The sequence below is a fragment of the Verrucomicrobiia bacterium genome, from assembly GCA_023953615.1.
Classification (GTDB): domain Bacteria; phylum Verrucomicrobiota; class Verrucomicrobiia; order Limisphaerales; family JADLHS01; genus JADLHS01.
Genome location: JAMLJH010000001.1, coordinates 2,209,829 through 2,228,428, shown reverse-complemented (window position 1 = coordinate 2,228,428; position 18,600 = coordinate 2,209,829). Strand labels below are relative to the sequence as shown.

General features: G+C 55.2%; 7 protein-coding genes. 1 reads left to right on the top strand and 6 read right to left on the bottom strand.

The features are described from left to right. Positions 1 to 20: 20 nt before the first annotated feature. Positions 21 to 2,321, bottom strand: coding sequence for a 1,4-alpha-glucan branching protein GlgB (glgB, locus tag M9920_09315; GenBank protein MCO5052489.1), 2,301 nt, complete (start codon positions 2,319 to 2,321; stop codon positions 21 to 23). Between the two features lie 231 nt (positions 2,322 to 2,552). Here glgB and M9920_09310 point away from each other — a divergent pair, with 231 nt between their 5' ends. Next, positions 2,553 to 6,818 (top strand): lamin tail domain-containing protein, encoded by a 4,266-nt coding sequence (locus tag M9920_09310; GenBank protein ID MCO5052488.1) that lies wholly within the window; start codon positions 2,553 to 2,555, stop codon positions 6,816 to 6,818. Positions 6,819 to 6,821: 3 nt separating this feature from the next. On the opposite strand, the gene coaE is transcribed toward M9920_09310, so the two are convergent. The 5 genes from coaE to M9920_09285 form a co-directional block, all read right to left on the bottom strand. Further along, complete coding sequence (gene coaE / locus M9920_09305; protein MCO5052487.1) at positions 6,822 to 7,436, bottom strand: dephospho-CoA kinase; 615 nt, start codon at positions 7,434 to 7,436, stop codon at positions 6,822 to 6,824. 175 nt (positions 7,437 to 7,611) lie between these two features. Continuing rightward, complete coding sequence (locus M9920_09300) at positions 7,612 to 11,292, bottom strand: S8 family serine peptidase (protein ID MCO5052486.1); 3,681 nt, start codon at positions 11,290 to 11,292, stop codon at positions 7,612 to 7,614. Between the two features lie 80 nt (positions 11,293 to 11,372). After that, positions 11,373 to 14,357: a hypothetical protein gene (locus tag M9920_09295; GenBank protein ID MCO5052485.1), complete on the bottom strand. Its 2,985-nt coding sequence runs from the start codon at positions 14,355 to 14,357 to the stop codon at positions 11,373 to 11,375. Between the two features lie 37 nt (positions 14,358 to 14,394). Continuing rightward, the gene (locus M9920_09290; protein ID MCO5052484.1) at positions 14,395 to 16,701 is read right to left on the bottom strand and encodes an Ig domain-containing protein; all 2,307 of its coding nucleotides are present in this window, start codon (positions 16,699 to 16,701) and stop codon (positions 14,395 to 14,397) included. A gap of 11 nt (positions 16,702 to 16,712) precedes the next feature. Further along, positions 16,713 to 18,593: a fibronectin type III domain-containing protein gene (locus M9920_09285; protein MCO5052483.1), complete on the bottom strand. Its 1,881-nt coding sequence runs from the start codon at positions 18,591 to 18,593 to the stop codon at positions 16,713 to 16,715. Positions 18,594 to 18,600 lie beyond the last annotated feature (7 nt).

Here is an 18,600-nt window from a genome sequence, read left to right as displayed (position 1 = left end):
AAGACAACGAAGGCGACAATTTACTTTGCGGGTTTAAGGGTTGTTGGTTCAACGGATTTGGCTGCTTTTGCCTTTTCCTTCACGGGCGCGATGACAACTCCCTCCTTTTTCTCCGACGCGTAGGGTTGTTCCGGTTTGAACGACATGATGCTCATCGGCGGCAAAGTGAATTCCGCGGAATACGATTGATTATGCCAATCCAAATCCTCCGCGGTCACGCTGCCGTAGTTGCCAACATTGCTGCCGCCATAAATGGCGGCATCGCTGTTGAAAGCTTCCAACCACTTGCCCGGGCGCGGCATGCCGATGCGGTACCGGCGCCGCGGCACCGGAGTGAGATTTAGAATGACAACAATTTCACTGACGCGCTCAGGTTCGCGACGAATGAACGACATGACGCTGTTTTGATTATCCGAAGCGTCAATCCACTCGAACCCTTGAGGATCGAAATCGGCCTGCCACAAACCGGGCTCCGCCTGGTACAGCCGGTTCAGGTCAGCCACCATCCGTTGCACGCCTTTGTGATACGGTCCGGCTTCGAGCAATTGCCACTCGACCTGACCGTTGGCGTTCCACTCACCGCTCTGCCCGATCTCGCCGCCCATGAACAACAGTTTTTTACCGGGGAAAAGCCATTGATAACCCAGCAACACGCGCAGGTTGGCGAAGCGCTGCCAGTCGTCGCCCGGCATGCGCCCGAGCAACGAGCGTTTGCCATGCACCACTTCATCGTGCGAGAGCGGCAGAATGAAATTTTCGTGATACTGATAAAGCATCGCAAACGTCAGATCGTTCTGATGATACTTGCGATGAATGGGATCGCGCTTGAAGTATTCGAGCGTGTCGTGCATCCAGCCCATATTCCACTTCATCGAGAACCCCAAACCGCCCACGTAGGGCGGGCGCGTCACCTGCGGCCAGGCGGTGGATTCCTCCGCAATGGTCATGGTGCCCGGGAATTCCGTATGCACGAGATGATTGAACCGACGGAGAAATTCAATCGCCTCCAGGTTTTCCCGGCCGCCGTAGCGGTTGGGAATCCATTGCCCCGGCTTGCGGGAATAATCCAGGTAGAGCATCGAGGCGACCGCATCCACGCGCAGCCCGTCAATGTGATAGCGCTCGCACCAGAACAGCGCGTTGGCGATCAGAAAATTAGCGACTTCATGACGCCCGTAATTAAAAATCAGCGTGCCCCAATCCTGATGCGCGCCCTTGCGCGGATCTTCATGCTCGTAAAGGCCGGTGCCGTCAAAGCGCGCCAGCGCCCAATCGTCACGCGGAAAATGCGCGGGCACCCAATCCACGATGACGCCGAGGCCGGCGCGGTGCAGTTCGTTGATGAGATATTGCAAATCCTCGGGCGTCCCGTAGCGACTGGTCGGCGCAAAATACCCGGTCACCTGATAACCCCACGAGGGATAAAACGCGTGTTCCGCCAGCGGCATGAATTCAACATGCGTAAAGCCCATGCGCTGGAGATATTCAATCAACGGCGCGGCGAGTTCGCGGTAGCCCAGCGACTCGGCTTTGCTCTTCTTGCGCCACGAACCGAGGTGCAATTCATACGTGCTGACCGGAGCTTGCAGCGGATTGGTCTGGCGCCGCCGGGCCAGCCACGAATCGTCGGTCCATTTGAATTTTTTGTTGTTCCAGACAATGGACGCCTGCTTGGGGGGCAGTTCCATGAAGAAACCGAACGGATCAGCTTTCAGGCGAATCCGGTTATTGCGATCCCGCACCTCAAATTTGTAGAGCGCGCCTTCACTCACTCCGGGAATGAAGATCTCCCAGATGCCGGAAACGCCCAACGAGCGCATTTGGTGACAACGCCCATCCCAGCCATTGAAATTGCCGACGACGCTCACCCGCTGCGCATTGGGAGCCCACACGGCGAAACTGGTTCCGGCCACGCCGTCCACCGTGCGGAGTTGCGCGCCGAGCTTGTCGTAAAGTTTTCGATCATCACCCTTGCCGAAAAGATACAGATCGTCGTCACTCAGCGTTGGCGGAAACGAATAAGGATCGCGGTGAGTTTGCGTCCGGCCCTGGGCATCGGTGACGATCAGTTCATATTTGAAGACCGTGGCGACGGTGGCATCCGTGCCCTCGAACAAACCTGCGGCCTGAACGCGCGGCAATTCAATCGTGGGGCCGGCCGCTTTATCCAGCGGTCGCAGCGTGATTTTGGCCGCACGCGGCTCGAACGCGCGCGCCACCAATCCGGGCGCGGCGTCACGCACGTGCAGACCGAGGACGGAATGTGGGGAACGGTGTTTAAGCTCCACCAGTTTCCGCCATTCATCCGGAGCGAGAATCATGTCGCCACACTAACAATCTCCACGCCGGATGAACAATAATTTATCGAAGCCGAAATCTTTTCGAAAACCGACGACAATGAAGTCAGTATAATTGCGGAGTCATCACCGCACGCGGAAAATTCGACATTTCGGCGTAATCATGGCAGTGTGAGCCGAATGAAGGAGGCATCGGTAAGCTCAGTAAATCAACCCGACTCCGACATCGCTCTCTAAGATTCGGATTTTGATTGTATGCAACGATTTATTTTAGTCTGCCTTCATCTTCTAATGGGCGTCGTTTCGATGCACAGCCAGACAGACGTCTTGATCTCGGAATTTCTGGCGACCAATAACAACGGATTACGTGACGAAGATGATGCCACCTCGGATTGGATTGAGATTCACAATGCCTCGAACCTAACGGTTGATCTGGCCGGTTGGCATCTCACGGACGATCCCGAGCGACTGGATAAATGGACGTTTCCCGCGACCAATCTTCCCGCCGGAGGATTTTTGGTGTTGTTCGCAAGCGGCAAGGATCGCGCCATTCCAGGGCAGCCATTGCATGCCAACTTCAGCTTGTCTGCTGCGGGTGAATATCTGGCTCTGACCACTCCCACGGGAATCATCAGTTCGGAATACGTTCCGGCGTTTCCAATTCAGTTCGAGGATATTTCCTACGGACTCACCCCAACCAACCGCGATGAGCAAAAATATTTCGCGATCGCCACGCCAGGAGCCACCAATACGACGAGTTATTACGTGCGCGTCGTTGAGCCGCAAGTCAGCTCCGGACGCGGTTTTTACACGAACCCGTTGTCAATCACCCTGACCTGCCCGACTCCCGATGCCGTCATCCGCTATACCCTGAATGGCTCCATTCCAACCGAATCCAACGGCACAACCTATACCGATCCGATTACACTAACCAACAACCTGGCATTGCGGGCGGCGGCGTTCCTTCCCGGAGCCGGCTCCAGCACCATCGCGACACACACCTATATTTTCCCGGATCTGGTCTCGCGGCAGTCGCTTAACGGTCTCGCTCCATCCGGATGGCCGGGGTCGTGGGGAAATAACACCGTGGATTACGGGATGGACCCAAACATTGTCAACGCGGCTTCCTGGTCAAACGCGTTCCCTCAGGCCTTGCTGACGATTCCCTCAATTTCGATTGTACTGCCACTCGGTTCGCTCTTTAATTCCAGCACGGGTATTTACGCCAATGCCTCGCAAGATGGCCGAAATTGGGAACGAGCGGCCTCGATGGAACTACTCGCGCCGGACAATGACGCGGCCAGGGAATTTCAGAGCAACATCGGGCTGCGCATTCGCGGCGGATACAGCCGGAGTTCAGCAAACCCGAAACACTCTTTCCGAATCTTTTTTCGCAGTGAGTACGGAAACAGCCGGTTACAATTTCCCTTCTTTGGTCCGAATGCGGCAACGAGTTTCAAAAAATTTGATCTGCGCTCCAATCAGGATGATTCGTGGCATTTTTCCGGCACGCAAAGTGAAATCCTTCGCGACGTCTTCTCTCGTGACACCCTGTTGGACATGGAAGAACTGGCCACTCATGGCAACTATTACCATCTCTATATCAATGGCCAGTATTGGGGACTTTACAACAGCGAAGAACGGCCGGATGCAGATTTTGCGAACAGCTACCTCGGTGGCGATGCGGATAACTACGATACCGTGAAAGTGGATGCCGACGCGAGTTATACGATCGCCGCCACCGATGGCGATCTCGCCGCCTGGCAACGACTCTGGCAAGCCGCCACCAACGGGTTCGCCGATTTGGAAGCGTACCAGAAAGTTCAGGGCAAAAATCCCGATGGTTCACAGAACCCAGCTTATGAAAACCTGCTGGATGTACCGGCGCTGATTAATTACATGCTGGTGATCATTTACACGGGGAATATTGACGCGCCCATCTCCAACTTCCTCGATAACAATTCACCCAACAACTGGTTTGCCGTCCGTGAACGAAGTGGCGCTTATGGCGGCTTCCGCTTCGTGGCTCATGATTCGGAAAACGCTCTCTACAATCTAACGGACAACCGAACCGGACCGTTTCCAGCCGGCGACCCCTCCCAAGGCAGTAATTTTTCCAAGAGCAACCCACAATATTTGTGGCAACGGCTCTCGGCTAATGAAGAGTTCCGTCTCCTGGTCGCCGATCACATCCAAAAACATTTCTTCAACGATGGGGCACTAACGGCGACGGCCCTCACCAATCGCTATCAAGCCCGACGCAACGAAATTGATCAAGCGGTGATTGCCGAATCGGCACGCTGGGGCGATGCCAAGCGCGAACCGCCTTTCACTTACACCGACTGGCGCAATACCAGCGACAAGCTGCTGACCAATTACTTCCAAGCGCGCGTCCCCATCGTGCTCAACCAATTACGCGCCAAAAATCTTTTTTCCACACTCGCGGCGCCGCAAATGAATCAATTTGGCGGAAACATTCCTTCAGGATTTGCTCTCGTTCTGACCCAGACGAACCCCAGCGGGATCATTTATTTTACGACCGATGGAAGCGACCCGCGAAGGATCGGCGGAGCCGTGGCGGCCTCCGCCCAAATTTATGAAACGGCAATCTCGATCTTCAATCCAACGCGAATTCGCGCCCGGGTAAAAGACGGTAATGCTTGGAGTCCATTGGTTGAGGCCGCATTTACGCCGCCCCAAGACTTATCCAAGTTGGTGGTTACCGAAGTCATGTACAACCCGCTCCCCTGGGGTGGATTCTCGGGTAACGAGCTTGAATTCATTGAACTCAAAAATATCGCCACCAACGCCTTGGATCTTTCACAATTGAGTTTCACCGCCGGAATCAGCTTCACCTTTCCGGATAATACGCTCATCGAACCCGGAGGTTTTGCAGTTTTGGCTCGTGACGCCACGGCGTTCACTGCGCGCTATCCGGAGGTGGAAGTGGTCGGGACTTACACCGGGCAACTCGACAACAGCGGCGAAAAAGTCACCTTATCCTTCCCGGATGGCAGTACGCTCTTCTCGCTGGATTACGATGATCGCGCTCCGTGGCCGATTGCCAGCGATGGCTTTGGCTTTTCTCTGGTGCCCAAACAGCCCGGCCTGAGTGCGGCGCCGGACAATGGCAATCGCTGGCGGGCAAGCGCGCAAATTGGCGGATCGCCAGGCATGGACGATCCCGAACCAGATTGGCCGCCCATCGTTATCAATGAGATTCTCGCACACACTGATCCGCCGCTACAGGACGCCATCGAGTTATACAACCCCACCTCGACCAATGTTGCCATCGGCGGTTGGTATCTGAGCGATGATGCCACCAACCCCAAAAAGTATCGAATCCCGCCAGACACGATCATCCCCGCGTTGGATTTCGTCGTTTTTTACGCGGACCAGTTCAACAGCGGTTTGAACGGCGACACCGCGTTTTTGCTCAGCTCCACTGGCGAAGAAGTTTATCTCGCCTCGGCCGCTCTCGACGGCGCGTTGACGGGCTACAGTCACGGCTTTGCTTTTGGAGCGACTTTCAACGGCACAAGTGTCGGGCGCTATGTCAACAGCACCGGTCAGGAATTCTTTCCGCCGCAAGTAACCCCCTCTCTCGGCACGACCAATGTGGGACCTCAAGTCGGGCCGCTGATTATCAATGAAATCCATTATCACCCCGCTTCCGGCGATGACGAATTTATTGAATTAATGAACATCAGTGATGTCACCGCGCCGTTGTTCGATCCCAATGCCACCACGAACGCATGGCAAATCCCGACTGTAGGGTACACGTTTCCAACCAACCTCGCACTGGCGCCGAAGGAATTACTGCTGGTCGTGCCCATTGATCCCGAGGTTTTCCGATTGAAATACGCCGTGGCGCCGCAAGTGCAAATTGTCGGGCCTTATACCATCTCCCTGCCAAACAGCAGTGCCCGACTCACCCTGGACCAGCCAGACAACCCCAATCCCGATCTGGTGCCCTACGTTGCCGTGGAGGAAATCCAATACAAAGACAAGTCGCCGTGGCCTCCGGCCGCTGATGGTAGCGGCTTCTCCTTGCAGCGGATTTCCGCAATCCACTATGGAAACGATCCGATCATCTGGCAGGCGGCAGCACCTACTCCCGGACGACTGCTGCCAACTGCGGACAGCGATGGCGACGGCTTACCGGATGAATGGGAATGGTCGCACGGTACCAATTGGAAAGAGGCCGACGCAACCGAAGATCCAGACGGCGATGGTTTTACCAACTTCGAAGAATTTCTCTGCGGCACGCTGCCGTTCGACCCCGGCAGTGCCTTACGCCTGGAGCTCGTCACCTCGACCCCCAATCAATGGCAACTGCGTTGGGAAGCGGTCGCAAACCGTGCCTACCGCATCCTTGTCGCAACGGATCTTGCCACTCAAGACTGGACAACCTTTACCGAGGTTGCCTCGGTCGCCACAAATCGGCTGGTCGAAATCCCGGTTCCGATTGTTGGCGAGTCGCCTCGGTTCTTCCGCCTGGTTTTGACGACTCAGCCTTGATCTTTATCGTAAGTCTGGCAACAAGCGATCCAGTTGGCGTGAAGCGTTGATGGCGTCGCCTTCCGTCCAAATTACGTAATCCGCCCGATCCATTTTATCTTCAATCGCAAGTTGCGCCGCCCGACGTTGTTCAATTTGTTCCTTTGACCAACCCCGCGCAGCCAGTCGCTGCGCTTGAGACTCCAAGCTGCAAGCCACACAAATGACCGCGTCGAATTCGCTTTCCGCACGGGTTTCGTAGAGTAAGGGAATTACCACCACCGCCGCCGCGCGCTTTTCCGTGCGCCAAGCCCGCAGTTGCTCCTGCCATCGTTGACGGATGCGCGGATGGGTGATCGCTTCCAGCTTGGCCCGAGCGGCAGCGTCGGCGAAAACAATCCGGGCCAACGCTTCGCGGCGCAACTGACCGCCAGCATCCTGAAGATGCGCGCCGAAAGTTTGAGTGATTTCCGCCAGAGCTGGTTGCCCGGGCTGAACGATTTGGCGGGCCAGGTCATCGGTGTCCACCATCGCGAAGCCGCGCGACTGTAGCAGGCGTGCCACCGTGGATTTCCCCATCCCAACGCCACCCGTCAGGCCAATCACTTTCAGTTCTGATCCCAGAAGTTCAGAAAGCATAGGCGTAAGATTCAAGCGGTTGATTTCCGGAAGGCCAATGTTTCAAAGCTCAAGGCCGAACCGTATGTGAGCAAAATATCACCGTTTACTACGACGATTGTATCGTTTCTTTGAAACGCCAATGCGGGCGCGGCGCACCGCTTACGTGCGAAAATCCGGCTTGTCAGCACCTTGGTTACGGCACTACCGCGACGGCCCGGTAGAATCGAACCGAATGCATTCCGGAATTGGGGTCGGTGAAATGAATTACTCCACCGGAAGCCACTTGCGTGGCGACAAGCTCCCAATCCGTGAGATTAGAACTGGCTTGGATTTCATATTCCCGGTCTTCCTGCCCCAATATTTCGATGGTCAAACTACCATCCGGAAGCCGAATGATCTCCAGGCTCGCCGGTGTGGATTCATCCACGGGCAACCCCAGTGGCAGCAATAGATTATCTATGAAGGCAGCATCCAAGCCAATACTGAGCGCGGCGTCTTTCACATAATCCCACTGCAAAGTATGCGTGCCTTTTTGAACCGGAAACATGAAAGTCGTCCAATCGGTTTCTCCAGACCAACGCTGCAACTCCTCGCCATCCAGCGAAAATCTCAGGTAATCAAAGGTCGGTTCGGAACTCACTCGATAAGCGAACGAACCGCTGCCGTCCTGGAGGGCGACGGTTAAAGTCAGCGAGCTGGTTTGAAAACCTTGATTGTTATCCACCATTTCACCGGACCGGGCGGCGAATTGCCCCGAGGCAACCGATTGTTCGGTAATCACCCACGGAACCTCCCCACTGGTTGTCCAAGGTAACTGCTGGAAGTCTCCAGATTCAAAACCATCAGCAAATGGAATCAGCTCAAAATTCGCCGTAACCGTCTTGTCCCTATTCATTACGACAGCCACGGGATTTGCCGATGAGGTGACGTCTCCCGCCCAAGAACCAAACTGGTGGGACGCGGAGGGTGAGGCGGTCAACCAAACCACCGTGTTACTGGCATAGTCTCCCGAACCCGGAGCAACCGTCCCGCCGCCATTCGTCTCAACCGCAAGGTGGAATACCGGCGCGGGCGTGAATGAATAATTCAGCACCACCTGACCGGACACCCCATCGTATCCGTCCACCGCGATGTAATACAGCGAACTGGCGCGCACGGCTTGAACAATCTGGCTGGCCCCGCCTGGGATACCCTCGTAGGCATCATCATTGGAAGCGATCTCAGTGAGGTTGCCCACCGTGCTTCCGGTATAAACCGCCAATAACGTATCAAAGGTGGAATTGGTCGTATTCAGCACCAACACCCCATCGGCTGGCGGTTGATACAGCCACCAAACTGACTTGCCGCCCGCGTTACCGGCGTGATGCGGCTCACCCGCCTCCTTGGTCGCATTGGTATTGGCGACCGTGACGAATTCCGGAGTCGCAACCAGCGGCAGAGCGTTGGCAAAAATGTCATTGACTGGATTGTTGGGAAGATAGTGAACCTGCCGGGTCACGGAGGCGGAATAATTACCCGCCGCATCCACCGAAGTCACTTTCAGGGTGTTCACCCCCGGCTGCAAAAGCGCCGGAGCGCTCCAGTTGGTCGTGCCCAAGGCCGTCGCAGCAATGTTGCCGTTCACACTCAAAAAGACCTCGCTCACGCCCGAGGCATTGGGCGTGGGATCCGCCGCCGTTCCCGTAACCATGATCAATTGATTGCTCACGCTGAGTCCACTAAGCGGACTGGCGACGAATACCGCCGGAGGGGTCACGTCACGGCCGCCACCAGGGGCAACCCGCAACTGGATCGAACCCAGGGAATCTGCGCTCGCGCTGGCGACCGCGATACGATAACCGGTGCCCGCCTGCACCGGCAGCCCCAGATAAGCCTCGCGCCGGTTGCCGACATCATTGGTGGCCACCACCAAGTGTAAATTGGACACGGTGGTACCCGTGTAAATGGCCAGCACCGTATCAATCGTGCTGCCCGTGGTATCAATGAAGACATTGGTCGTGACCGTGGGGGTGTAGGACCACCAGAGCGAACCCACCGCCGTATCTACGTCAGCATGGTGAGGTTCTCCGTCCTCCAGGGTGGCGAAACGGTTATTGGCAAAATAGGTACCGCCAGCGGCCGGTACTTTCGTCGCATTGGTAAAATAATCATTCGGCGGCGGCGGCAGGATGGCGTAATTGACGGCATTGGTAATCCCCAATTTATTCGTCGCGGTAGCCGACAGCGTCATGGTTAAAGTCCCTTCGATCTCCGGAACTTGCAGGATTGCCGAGTAAATATCGTCGTTGGCAATGGCATCCGGCGGCACGCCATCGTTGGCGAACACCAGATTGGTAAGTCCGGCCACCTCTCCATTCACCGTGGCGGTATTGACTCCAAACAAATCCGTCACTCGCACAAAAATGGGCTGTTCCGAACCGCTTAGAAGATAGGACCTCGAAGCTGGGTTCACGGTCATACGAAGGGTCCCGCTTCCTGAAACGGTGAGCGAGTTGTAGGCGTTCACCCGCCCGCCGGTCGTCGTGCGGCCATTCAAGCCCGGCACCGGCACGACTCCGGCAAACAGGCGACCGACCATTTCGTTCAGATCCGCAGCGGGATAAATGCTGAGGATCAACGCAGCGACGCCACTAACATGGGGCGTCGCCATACTGGTGCCGTTCATCAACTGATAAGCCGAATCCGAAGTGGAAACGGACGAATAGATGGCTACGCCAGGCGCGCCAAGATCCACCGAGGTTTGTCCGTAATTTGAAAAATCGGCGAGCAGGTTGTAGCGATCAATGGCAGCCACCGAGACGATATTGTCCAACGGATAACTGGCTGGATAGGCGGGGATCAGATCATTGTTCAGTCCATCGTTACCCGCAGCGGCAACGAACAGAACGCCTCTTTGTCCAGCGACAGCAATGATGTCATACAAGGCCTGCGAGTAACCACCCCCGCCCCAACTGTTATTGAGAATCCTGGCCCCCATCGTTACCGCATAATCAATACATTTGATGCCATCCGAGGTGGACCCGCCGTTGCTGCCGAGGAAGCGGCAACCCATCAGCCGCACATTCCAGGCAACTCCGACCAGACGATACTCATCATTGGCGCTGGCCCCAATCGTTCCAGACACGTGGGTGCCGTGATCGCCGAGATCCATCGGGTCACCGGTGTCCGTAATGGCATTGATGCCATAAATATCATCCACGTAGCCATTCCCGTCGTCATCAATTCCGTTGCCCGGGATTTCGCCCGGATTGATCCACATCTGGCTGGCCAAATCATTATGGGTATAGCGAATGCCCGTATCAATGACCGCCACGATGACATTGGTTGAGCCGGTGGTCAGATCCCACGCCCGCACCGCATCAATGTCCACACCGGGGACGCCGCCTTTCTGTCCCAGGTTCTGCAGACCCCACAAAGTGCCATCCACAAAAGACTGATCGTTGGGCGTAAGATTCAGGTGGACGGTATAGTCCGGTTCAACGTATTTGAACATCCCGGAGAGGGCCAAAGCGTTCATGCGGTTCAGTAACTGAACCCGTACCACTTCCTCGCTCGGCGCCGCACCTTGAGCGGCCGCGGACACGCTGGCATCGCCCAGAACAACCAATCCCGGCACCAAGCGCGACTGCCATACGATTTTAGATCCCAGTTGCTCCAAGGCCGAACCACTGGCCGCAGCAACCACCGTCTCTTTGAATTGAGCCAGAATCCGCGTTGGATGCGCCTCATGCCCACCCAAAGAGATGGAATCAGGGAGCGCCGCCCCGGCGGAACCAGCCAGACAAGTGGCGACCAAAACCAAGAGCATCCGGACGTTCCGGGCGACATAACTCAACTGTGTTTTTGATACAGTAACTACCAACTGAATCTTCATGAATCTTTCTTTCTCTGTAACCACGAGGCGCACCCTGTTGCCGACATTCTGCTGCTACCCAATCCGGGAATCCAAAATGGCTACTCTTGGCTCGTGGGGTTATACAGCACCCGATAAAACCGCATCACATTGCCGCCGACAGCATTGGTGTCCACCACACTGCAAACACCATTGACTGGCGAATCGAACGTGGTGGTCAGTAACTGCTGCCACGGCGAGGTCAAGCTGGTCCGATACTCCACATGATAAGTCGTCCCAGCCGCGGCTTGCCACGCAATCCGCACACCTGAAGGCGCAACGACCGTTTCGATGCCAACAATTTGAACTCCGCCGAATGGATCAAAATCGAAGTAGTTGGGAATGCCATCGCCGTCGTCGTCCAGAATCTGACTGTACCGACGGGCCTGATTCACCCGAATGGTCTGGTTGCCGTTGATGAGGACATCCACGGAACTGTTCGGACCGGCAAATTGCGGCACCCAGCGCAAACGACCGCCGAACTTGTTGTCGAGATACTCCTCTGGAGTAAAGCCTACCGGCGGGGTGAAACTCAGCTTGAGTGCCGCGTAATAAATGGTGATGCCGGGTTTGATGATCAATTGCTCTTCCCAATCCGCTACTTGTGAGAGATCCAATAAGTCCACGTACAACGCCTTCTGTCCCCCAGTTCCGACGAACTCGAAGGCCGTAACGGGACCGTTAGGCATCAAGGTGAGAACGCCCAAGGCCAGATTATTGGTGAAGCCAGCAACCGTGTCCCCGCGATCTTCGCCCGGCCAACTGTGGGTCACTTTGGAAAAATTATTGGCCTTGGATTGAATCGTGGTGCCCAGCAAATCTCCGGAGGCCGGTTTTTGCACTACGAACATCCCATCGCCGAGCACGAATAGATTGCTCGAATTGATGCCGTTGTCCTGCAGGGCATTGGTGACATTCAGAACCAGCCGCGTTGGTGTTTGCAGAATCGCTTGATTGAGCTTCAAAGTATTGGCGGCGAACTCAATATCATTACCGGCATTGATTCTCCCGTTGCCCACTCTGGCATCAATGGCCTGTACTACGAACGAGCTCAGACTCGTGTTGGTACCGCCCAACTCGACATAGCTGCTGGCAATATTTTGTCCGGCGGATTGAACCAACCCGTTATTCACAAAAGTCAGATAAGATTGCGGCGCGTCATCGCCAAAGTGAGCCTCACCGGGCATCACCAAGCTGCCGTTATTGGTGAAATAGCGCAGGGAAGGCGCGTTCGTGGTGCGCCAATCCGAAACCGCGCCAGTCAAATTCATGCCCCCGTTAAGAGTGAAACTCTGACCATCCAATTTGTAGGTCAAAGTGACATTCGCTTGATCGTCCATCACAATGTTCGTGGCCGTGCCGCTGAATTGCTGCACCGCTACCGGCACCGTGGTCGTCAAACGACTCATGTCATAGATCAAGGTGTGGAACAACACATTGACCGTATTGGTAATCAACTCCACTTCAGCCCCATTGGTGGTGACGTTGTAGTTCGTCACCAACATGCTGAACGAATTACTCCAGACTCCGCTCCACGCCAGGATTGGTCCCCTGACCCGATGCGTCTCTGTCTTGGTAAGGTCTTTGATCCGCAACAGCCCATTGGTTGAGCCTAAATCCAAACTCAAATTTTCCGTGTCCACCGCCGCTTTGGCGCTATCCACCAAGTGGGTGGCCTGGATGGAAAGCAGTCCTTCCCCGCGCAGCCGGGCACGACTCAGATTCAAATTTGCAGCGTGGATTTCCGCGCGTCCCGTCAAATTAGTGGCGGTGCCCGCAGGGATGTTCGGCGGACGAATAATAATGTTATCTATCTCGCCAGAATACGCAGCGTAGGATCCACTGACGAGGTTGGTCTCATAATCCTGGTTGTAGAAGAAATCCGGGGTCAACTCGGCGTTGCCAGGAGCGCCCATTCCCTGGGTGCGTCTGGACAAGAGATAACCAGCGGGGCGCTGGGTCTGCGGCGTGCCGGCGCCGGCCAGCGTGGTCGTGTAATTGATCAAGGAGCCAAGGTCATTCTCTCCGGCCAAGGTGTCTTGGAAGTAAATCGTGGTGCCGCCAACCTCCTCAGTCAGTACGTTTGTATAAGGAAACTGAACCGTGATACAGACGGATGAATAGTCATTCGTCGGCTGGCTGGAAGGCACAAAGGAAATATCCACGTCCTCGATTCCCGGCGGCACCGAGAGAAATACACCCTGTTTCACAACATTAGTCGGCACCTGGATGGTCTCACTGTCGCCATCAATGTTGGTGACCGTAATGCTGGCCCATCGAGTCACATTTGAAATGCCATCGAAGTAAAAACTAGAGAGCGAAAACTGCGTATATCGGTCGGCAACAGGAGGTGGCGCTTGTACACGATGCGACGGAGTGCGGACACCATTGGGAGTCAAAATATTAGCCACGTTGATCGTCAGCTCATCCAGATCCTGTCCCCAATAAATGTCGGTAATCGCCGTATCCGGCATGAACATGTTCGTGGACGGCACCTCGTTGAAAGATCCCAGCAAAATCGGATCGGCATCCACCGAAACCACGCCAAACGCGCCCCAAGACAGATCCACATCCACCCCGGTTAATTTCCCCAAACCTCCGGCGCCTACGGTAATGATTCCCTCATTGATCAGATTCGTGGCTTCAATGGATAATAAGCTCCCAATGTATCCGCCAACCGTTCCGCCATCCCGGGCGTGGACGGCACCGCTATTGCGATTATGGAAATTGGCCAGCGGCGTGCGCAACCCGATCAGTTGACCGCTGCTGTTGCGTGGCGCGTTATCGAAATGAAAGCCAATTGATCCATCAAAAGTTCCGGAATTCGTCAAGTTGCGGGTATTCGACGTGTCGAATGGTTGGAGCGTTCCACTGAAATTAAACCACGGTCCGATGCTGCCGTAGTTAATCACATTCGTTGCATCAATTGCGACCGGATAATTGATCGAGGCGGTGCTGCCGTTGATCCAGGTATCTTGAGCCCCCCAGACCGCCAAGGGCAGACCAAGCATCGCGAAACCGAAGAGGGGAAAATACGACCGGTTCATAAAACTACTAATTCTCAGTTTCAAGGAAGTCATACGCTCAAGGAGTAACGGTAATCGTGTAGTGGAGATCTATTGAGCGCGCCACTGCGTCACTCAACCGCAGCGTAAAATCATAGATGTTTGGCTGGGTGGGAACTCCGGAAATCTGTCCTGTGCTGGAGTCCAACGTCAATCCCGGCGGCAAACCACCCGAAGCGGGGGCGATGGTCCAGGTGAAAGGGGCCGTTCCGCCAGTTACGCTAAAACCGCTAAAAATGGTTCCATACTCCACGCCTAAAATCGCATCGGGCAGGTCAGGTCCAGATGGTGTCGCCTGAATCAAAATATGGTTTTCCAATTCCGCCACGCTGGTGCCATTGGGATACACCACGGGCGGATTGGTTGAACCATCGTATGAAGCCCACAGGAACAGCGGAAAACCCGTCGCTTCATCCATCTGCGGATAGGAGTTTCCCATCACTGGTCCCGTTTTACTGAAAGTTATTACGGCCGGATTCAAGATGGTGCCTGGACCGGCCAAACCGCTCAAAGATCGGGAGCTGTCAAACTCAATGCTGCGCGCCAGCGTTCCCGCCCCCGAAGGACCACCAGGCCCGCCCGTCAAATCCTGCGCGGTGATCAAAATGTCCGGTTGGAACACCTCGCGACGAATGTGTTGCGGATAATCCTGGTTATTGGTGACGGTAACGATCGTATATTCGCTATTCGTTGGATAATAAAATTGACCAATCAAGGAGTCGTAATCGCGTCGCACAAATTGGACGCGCTCAATCCCTCGGCGATATCCCGCCCAGTCTTCCGGACAACTCACCGGGTACACCTGATAAACATATTGGGTGTAAGTGAGCGTGGGCGTAACGGTGAACGAAATTTCATTCGTATTGATGGTGCCCGGGGCATTAGTCACGGTGAAAGTTTCACCTTCCAGCGTCACCACGCGAACCAATTGCGTCTGCACATTTCCGATCGCGCACCAGTTGGTTGGTAAAATATAGAAGTCGCCGCCCACGCTATTAAATACTTCGCTTTGGATAGTGACGTTGGTGCAGATGCTTCCTGCCGGACTCATCGGGGGGCAGGCCTCAGCGGAGACATTTGTAATTACGTTATCAATCGTGTAATTGGTTGTGGTGTGACCGGGTACCAGGGGCACTTCAAAATTGGAAGTTAATTGATATTCCGGGGTAATGTAGGCGTTTAGGAATTCGTGGTAGAAGTGGCGCTGGATGTTGGTGGTCACCACGTTGGCCGAGCGCAGCACCGCCATTCCCGCCGGGGCGAACGGAACATTCGTCACGTAGAAAACCGTGTTGGTGGCAATGACATTGGTGAAATACGAGGAGGAGTTGGCAATCTGTAATCCTGGATAAAGCGCCGTTAATGTACCCGGATCGCTTACTCGTGCATTTTCAATAAAGGTGGCCAGATCCTCGGTCCCCAAAAGCTCCGCGGTGGTGTTGGTCACGTAGGTCAGAACGTTGGTACCTGCACCTTCCAAATTGATGTTGCTGGAGCGCATCAAATACCGCAACGCGCCAACATCGTCTCGGGTCAAACCCGTATAATAATACCCCTCACCCAATCCGCCCAGGGCCGTCAGCGCCGTGCCGCCCAACAAATAGGGCATCGACCCAAATCCCGAAGCAACGGCGGTAAATGGCGTGGCCAAGGGGTCCACATTGAACTCCACTGCGTCCGCCAGCCAGCCGAATGGAGTAGGCGGATCGCAAAACTCAACAATCTTGTAGCTGAACAAGGTGCCGTTCACGTAGCTGCTGGCCTGCAACTGATCCAAGCCGCTGGTCACCGGATCAAAATTCCGTTTGACCACCAAATAATTTTGTCCCGCTGGGCACTCCACGTTTCCTTCGTGCCAGCGCGCATGGAGGGTCCACACGTAGCGATCAGGTTGCGCCGCGCCCAATTGCTCCATGATCATGCTCATGGTCGCAGATTTCAGGTCGTTCAGAAACAACGCCTGCGCTTGATAGTTAACCCGCTGCGCCTCCATGGGAAACTCCAGTAGATCAGCGCTGTAGCCGGAAACATTGGTCAAGCCATTGAAAACTTGAAATGCACGATCAACCGCATCCATGCCATTGGTGCCGAAATAATCAATAAAGTTTTGGTCAAACGTATAGAACATGACCGGCGTCACCCGCCGATATTCTTCACCCAGATTTTTGGGCCCGGTCGGTAGAGCATCGAGAATATTCGGATTGTACCCGTTCTCCGTGATTTGGTACGCTTCGTTATTCGGCCCGATGAACGCCGCGCCAAAGGCGACGCCAACCGGCAGAACCAACCCTACCACCATCCAAAAATTACGAAACTTTTGCGCCATAAAAACTTTCATTAGCGAACGCGTCCAATTCGGTAAAATCCACCACTGCTCTGGCCGACAAACAGGGAGTCATTGGTGCTTGCGGCAAATCGTGCCCCTCCCAAATCCGTCCATGTCCCGTTCAACACCGGCGTGAACTGCACCTGATAAAGTAATCCAGGTTGCGTATTCCAATCCAAAAACACTCCCTGCTCAGTGAGGCGCAGTTGGTACTTCAAAACGCTGGCGGAATCGGTCGGGTCCGTACCCTGTAAAAATTCCAGGAGATTCGAAACCCCATCGCCATCGCTGTCCAGGTCGACCCGAGGCCAAGTATTCACATCACTTCCAAAATTGGCGTACATCCAATCGTACGGAATGCTCTGCCAAGCGAATGGGAAAAGGTAGGTGGTGCCAGTGGCCACCGGAGACAACGGCGAGCTTCGTCCGTCTGGCAACACATACGCAAGCCGGAAGGTGTGCGTGCTGCCCGCGCTCAAGGCGGTGGCGGTCCAAAAGTTATTAGTCGTCTCCACCGCCGCCGTTGACGCGCCGTCAATATAGACCTCGTAGCTGGCCACGCTTATTCCGTCCACATGAGGCCAGGTCAACGCCAGCCGGGTGGTATCCAGCACACTGACAATGGGCGCGCCCGGCGCGTTCAGCGGCTGATCCGTATTTACATAGCGCTGGGCATACAAATCCATGCTCGCGCCGCCACCCGCATAACCGGACCATACCGTCATAAACCGCGCGGCGCCGTCGGAAGCAATAACCGGCATGACCTGCTGACTGATCGTAGTTGTGTTCACTCCGAACTCCGAGCCTTGAGGCGAACCGTCGGCTTGAAGGAATTGTGCGTAAATTCCCTCACGCGAACCGTCCTGGCCAACGCTGGTCCAAGCCACCAGATAATCACTGTTCAGCGCGCTGATTTTGGGATCTACTTGATCTCCCACTGTATAAGTATTTACACGCCGAGTAGTTCCGCCCATGAGGTTTGCGGAAAAGGCCCGGGCGAAAATATCCCAACGATTATCCACTCCTTCCAAGTCCATCTCCGACCACGTCACCGCAAAGCCACCATCCGCGACGGCGGCAACTGCAGGATTAGCGCACACGTTCGTACCCGCATTGATTAAAAATTCAGCCGAGGCCGCCGTGCCGGACGCGGAAAAAACCCGACCGTAAACATCCACGCTGTTCTCGAAGCGACGGGATTCGGAAATCCAGACCGCGACGAAACGACCGTCACTCAACGCAGCCAGCCGAGCGGATCGTTGATTGTAGGCTGTGTATTGATTGGCTAAAACCTCGCCGCCGTACTTCGTGCCGCCAGGCAGCAGAATTTGAAAATAAACGTCCTGCATGCTGGTGCTGGACACCTGTCCCGCGCTGGCCCAAGCCACCACCACATTCCCGTTGGTCAAAGTAATCGCAGCGGCATCGCGCTGCGTGACGTTGGTGGCGGTATTAACGAGAAAATCATCCGTTGCCCACAATCCATCCGCACCCAGTATCCGACCGTAAATATGCTGCATCCCTTGTTTGCCGCCCTGCCAGACGAAGGCCGCTCCACCGTTGGACAAGAGGGTGACTTGCGGCTTCTCCTGATCGTCCGCACCGATTTGGTTGACCCGAAACGGACTGAACGTTCCCGTCAAACTGCCGTCCAACTTGCGCGCACTGATTCCAGTGCCGTCGCCATCGGTAATGTTATCCTGCCAGACCAGATACCCACCCGAAGGTTTGATGCTTAGTCCAGCATACGTTTGATCGCCCATCAAAGTGCCGATCGGCTTATATTCGCCTCCTTCGCTGGCGTAATTCCCCGGGGCCGACCAAGCCGACCAAGCCAGCAGGCTCAATCCAGCGGCAATGCCACCTCGCCGTATCTTAAACAAAAAGGCCATAATGATT

Excerpts from the sequence above, each read along its gene's own strand:
- glgB (MCO5052489.1), bottom strand. The coding sequence starts at position 2,321 with ATGATTCTCGCTCCGGATGAATGGCGGAAACTGGTGGAGCTTAAACAC.
- M9920_09290 (MCO5052484.1), bottom strand. The coding sequence starts at position 16,701 with ATGGCGCAAAAGTTTCGTAATTTTTGGATGGTGGTAGGGTTGGTTCTG.
- M9920_09285 (MCO5052483.1), bottom strand. The coding sequence starts at position 18,593 with ATGGCCTTTTTGTTTAAGATACGGCGAGGTGGCATTGCCGCTGGATTG.
- M9920_09310 (MCO5052488.1), top strand. The coding sequence starts at position 2,553 with ATGCAACGATTTATTTTAGTCTGCCTTCATCTTCTAATGGGCGTCGTT.
- coaE (MCO5052487.1), bottom strand. The coding sequence starts at position 7,436 with ATGCTTTCTGAACTTCTGGGATCAGAACTGAAAGTGATTGGCCTGACG.
- M9920_09295 (MCO5052485.1), bottom strand. The coding sequence starts at position 14,357 with ATGAACCGGTCGTATTTTCCCCTCTTCGGTTTCGCGATGCTTGGTCTG.
- M9920_09300 (MCO5052486.1), bottom strand. The coding sequence starts at position 11,292 with ATGAAGATTCAGTTGGTAGTTACTGTATCAAAAACACAGTTGAGTTAT.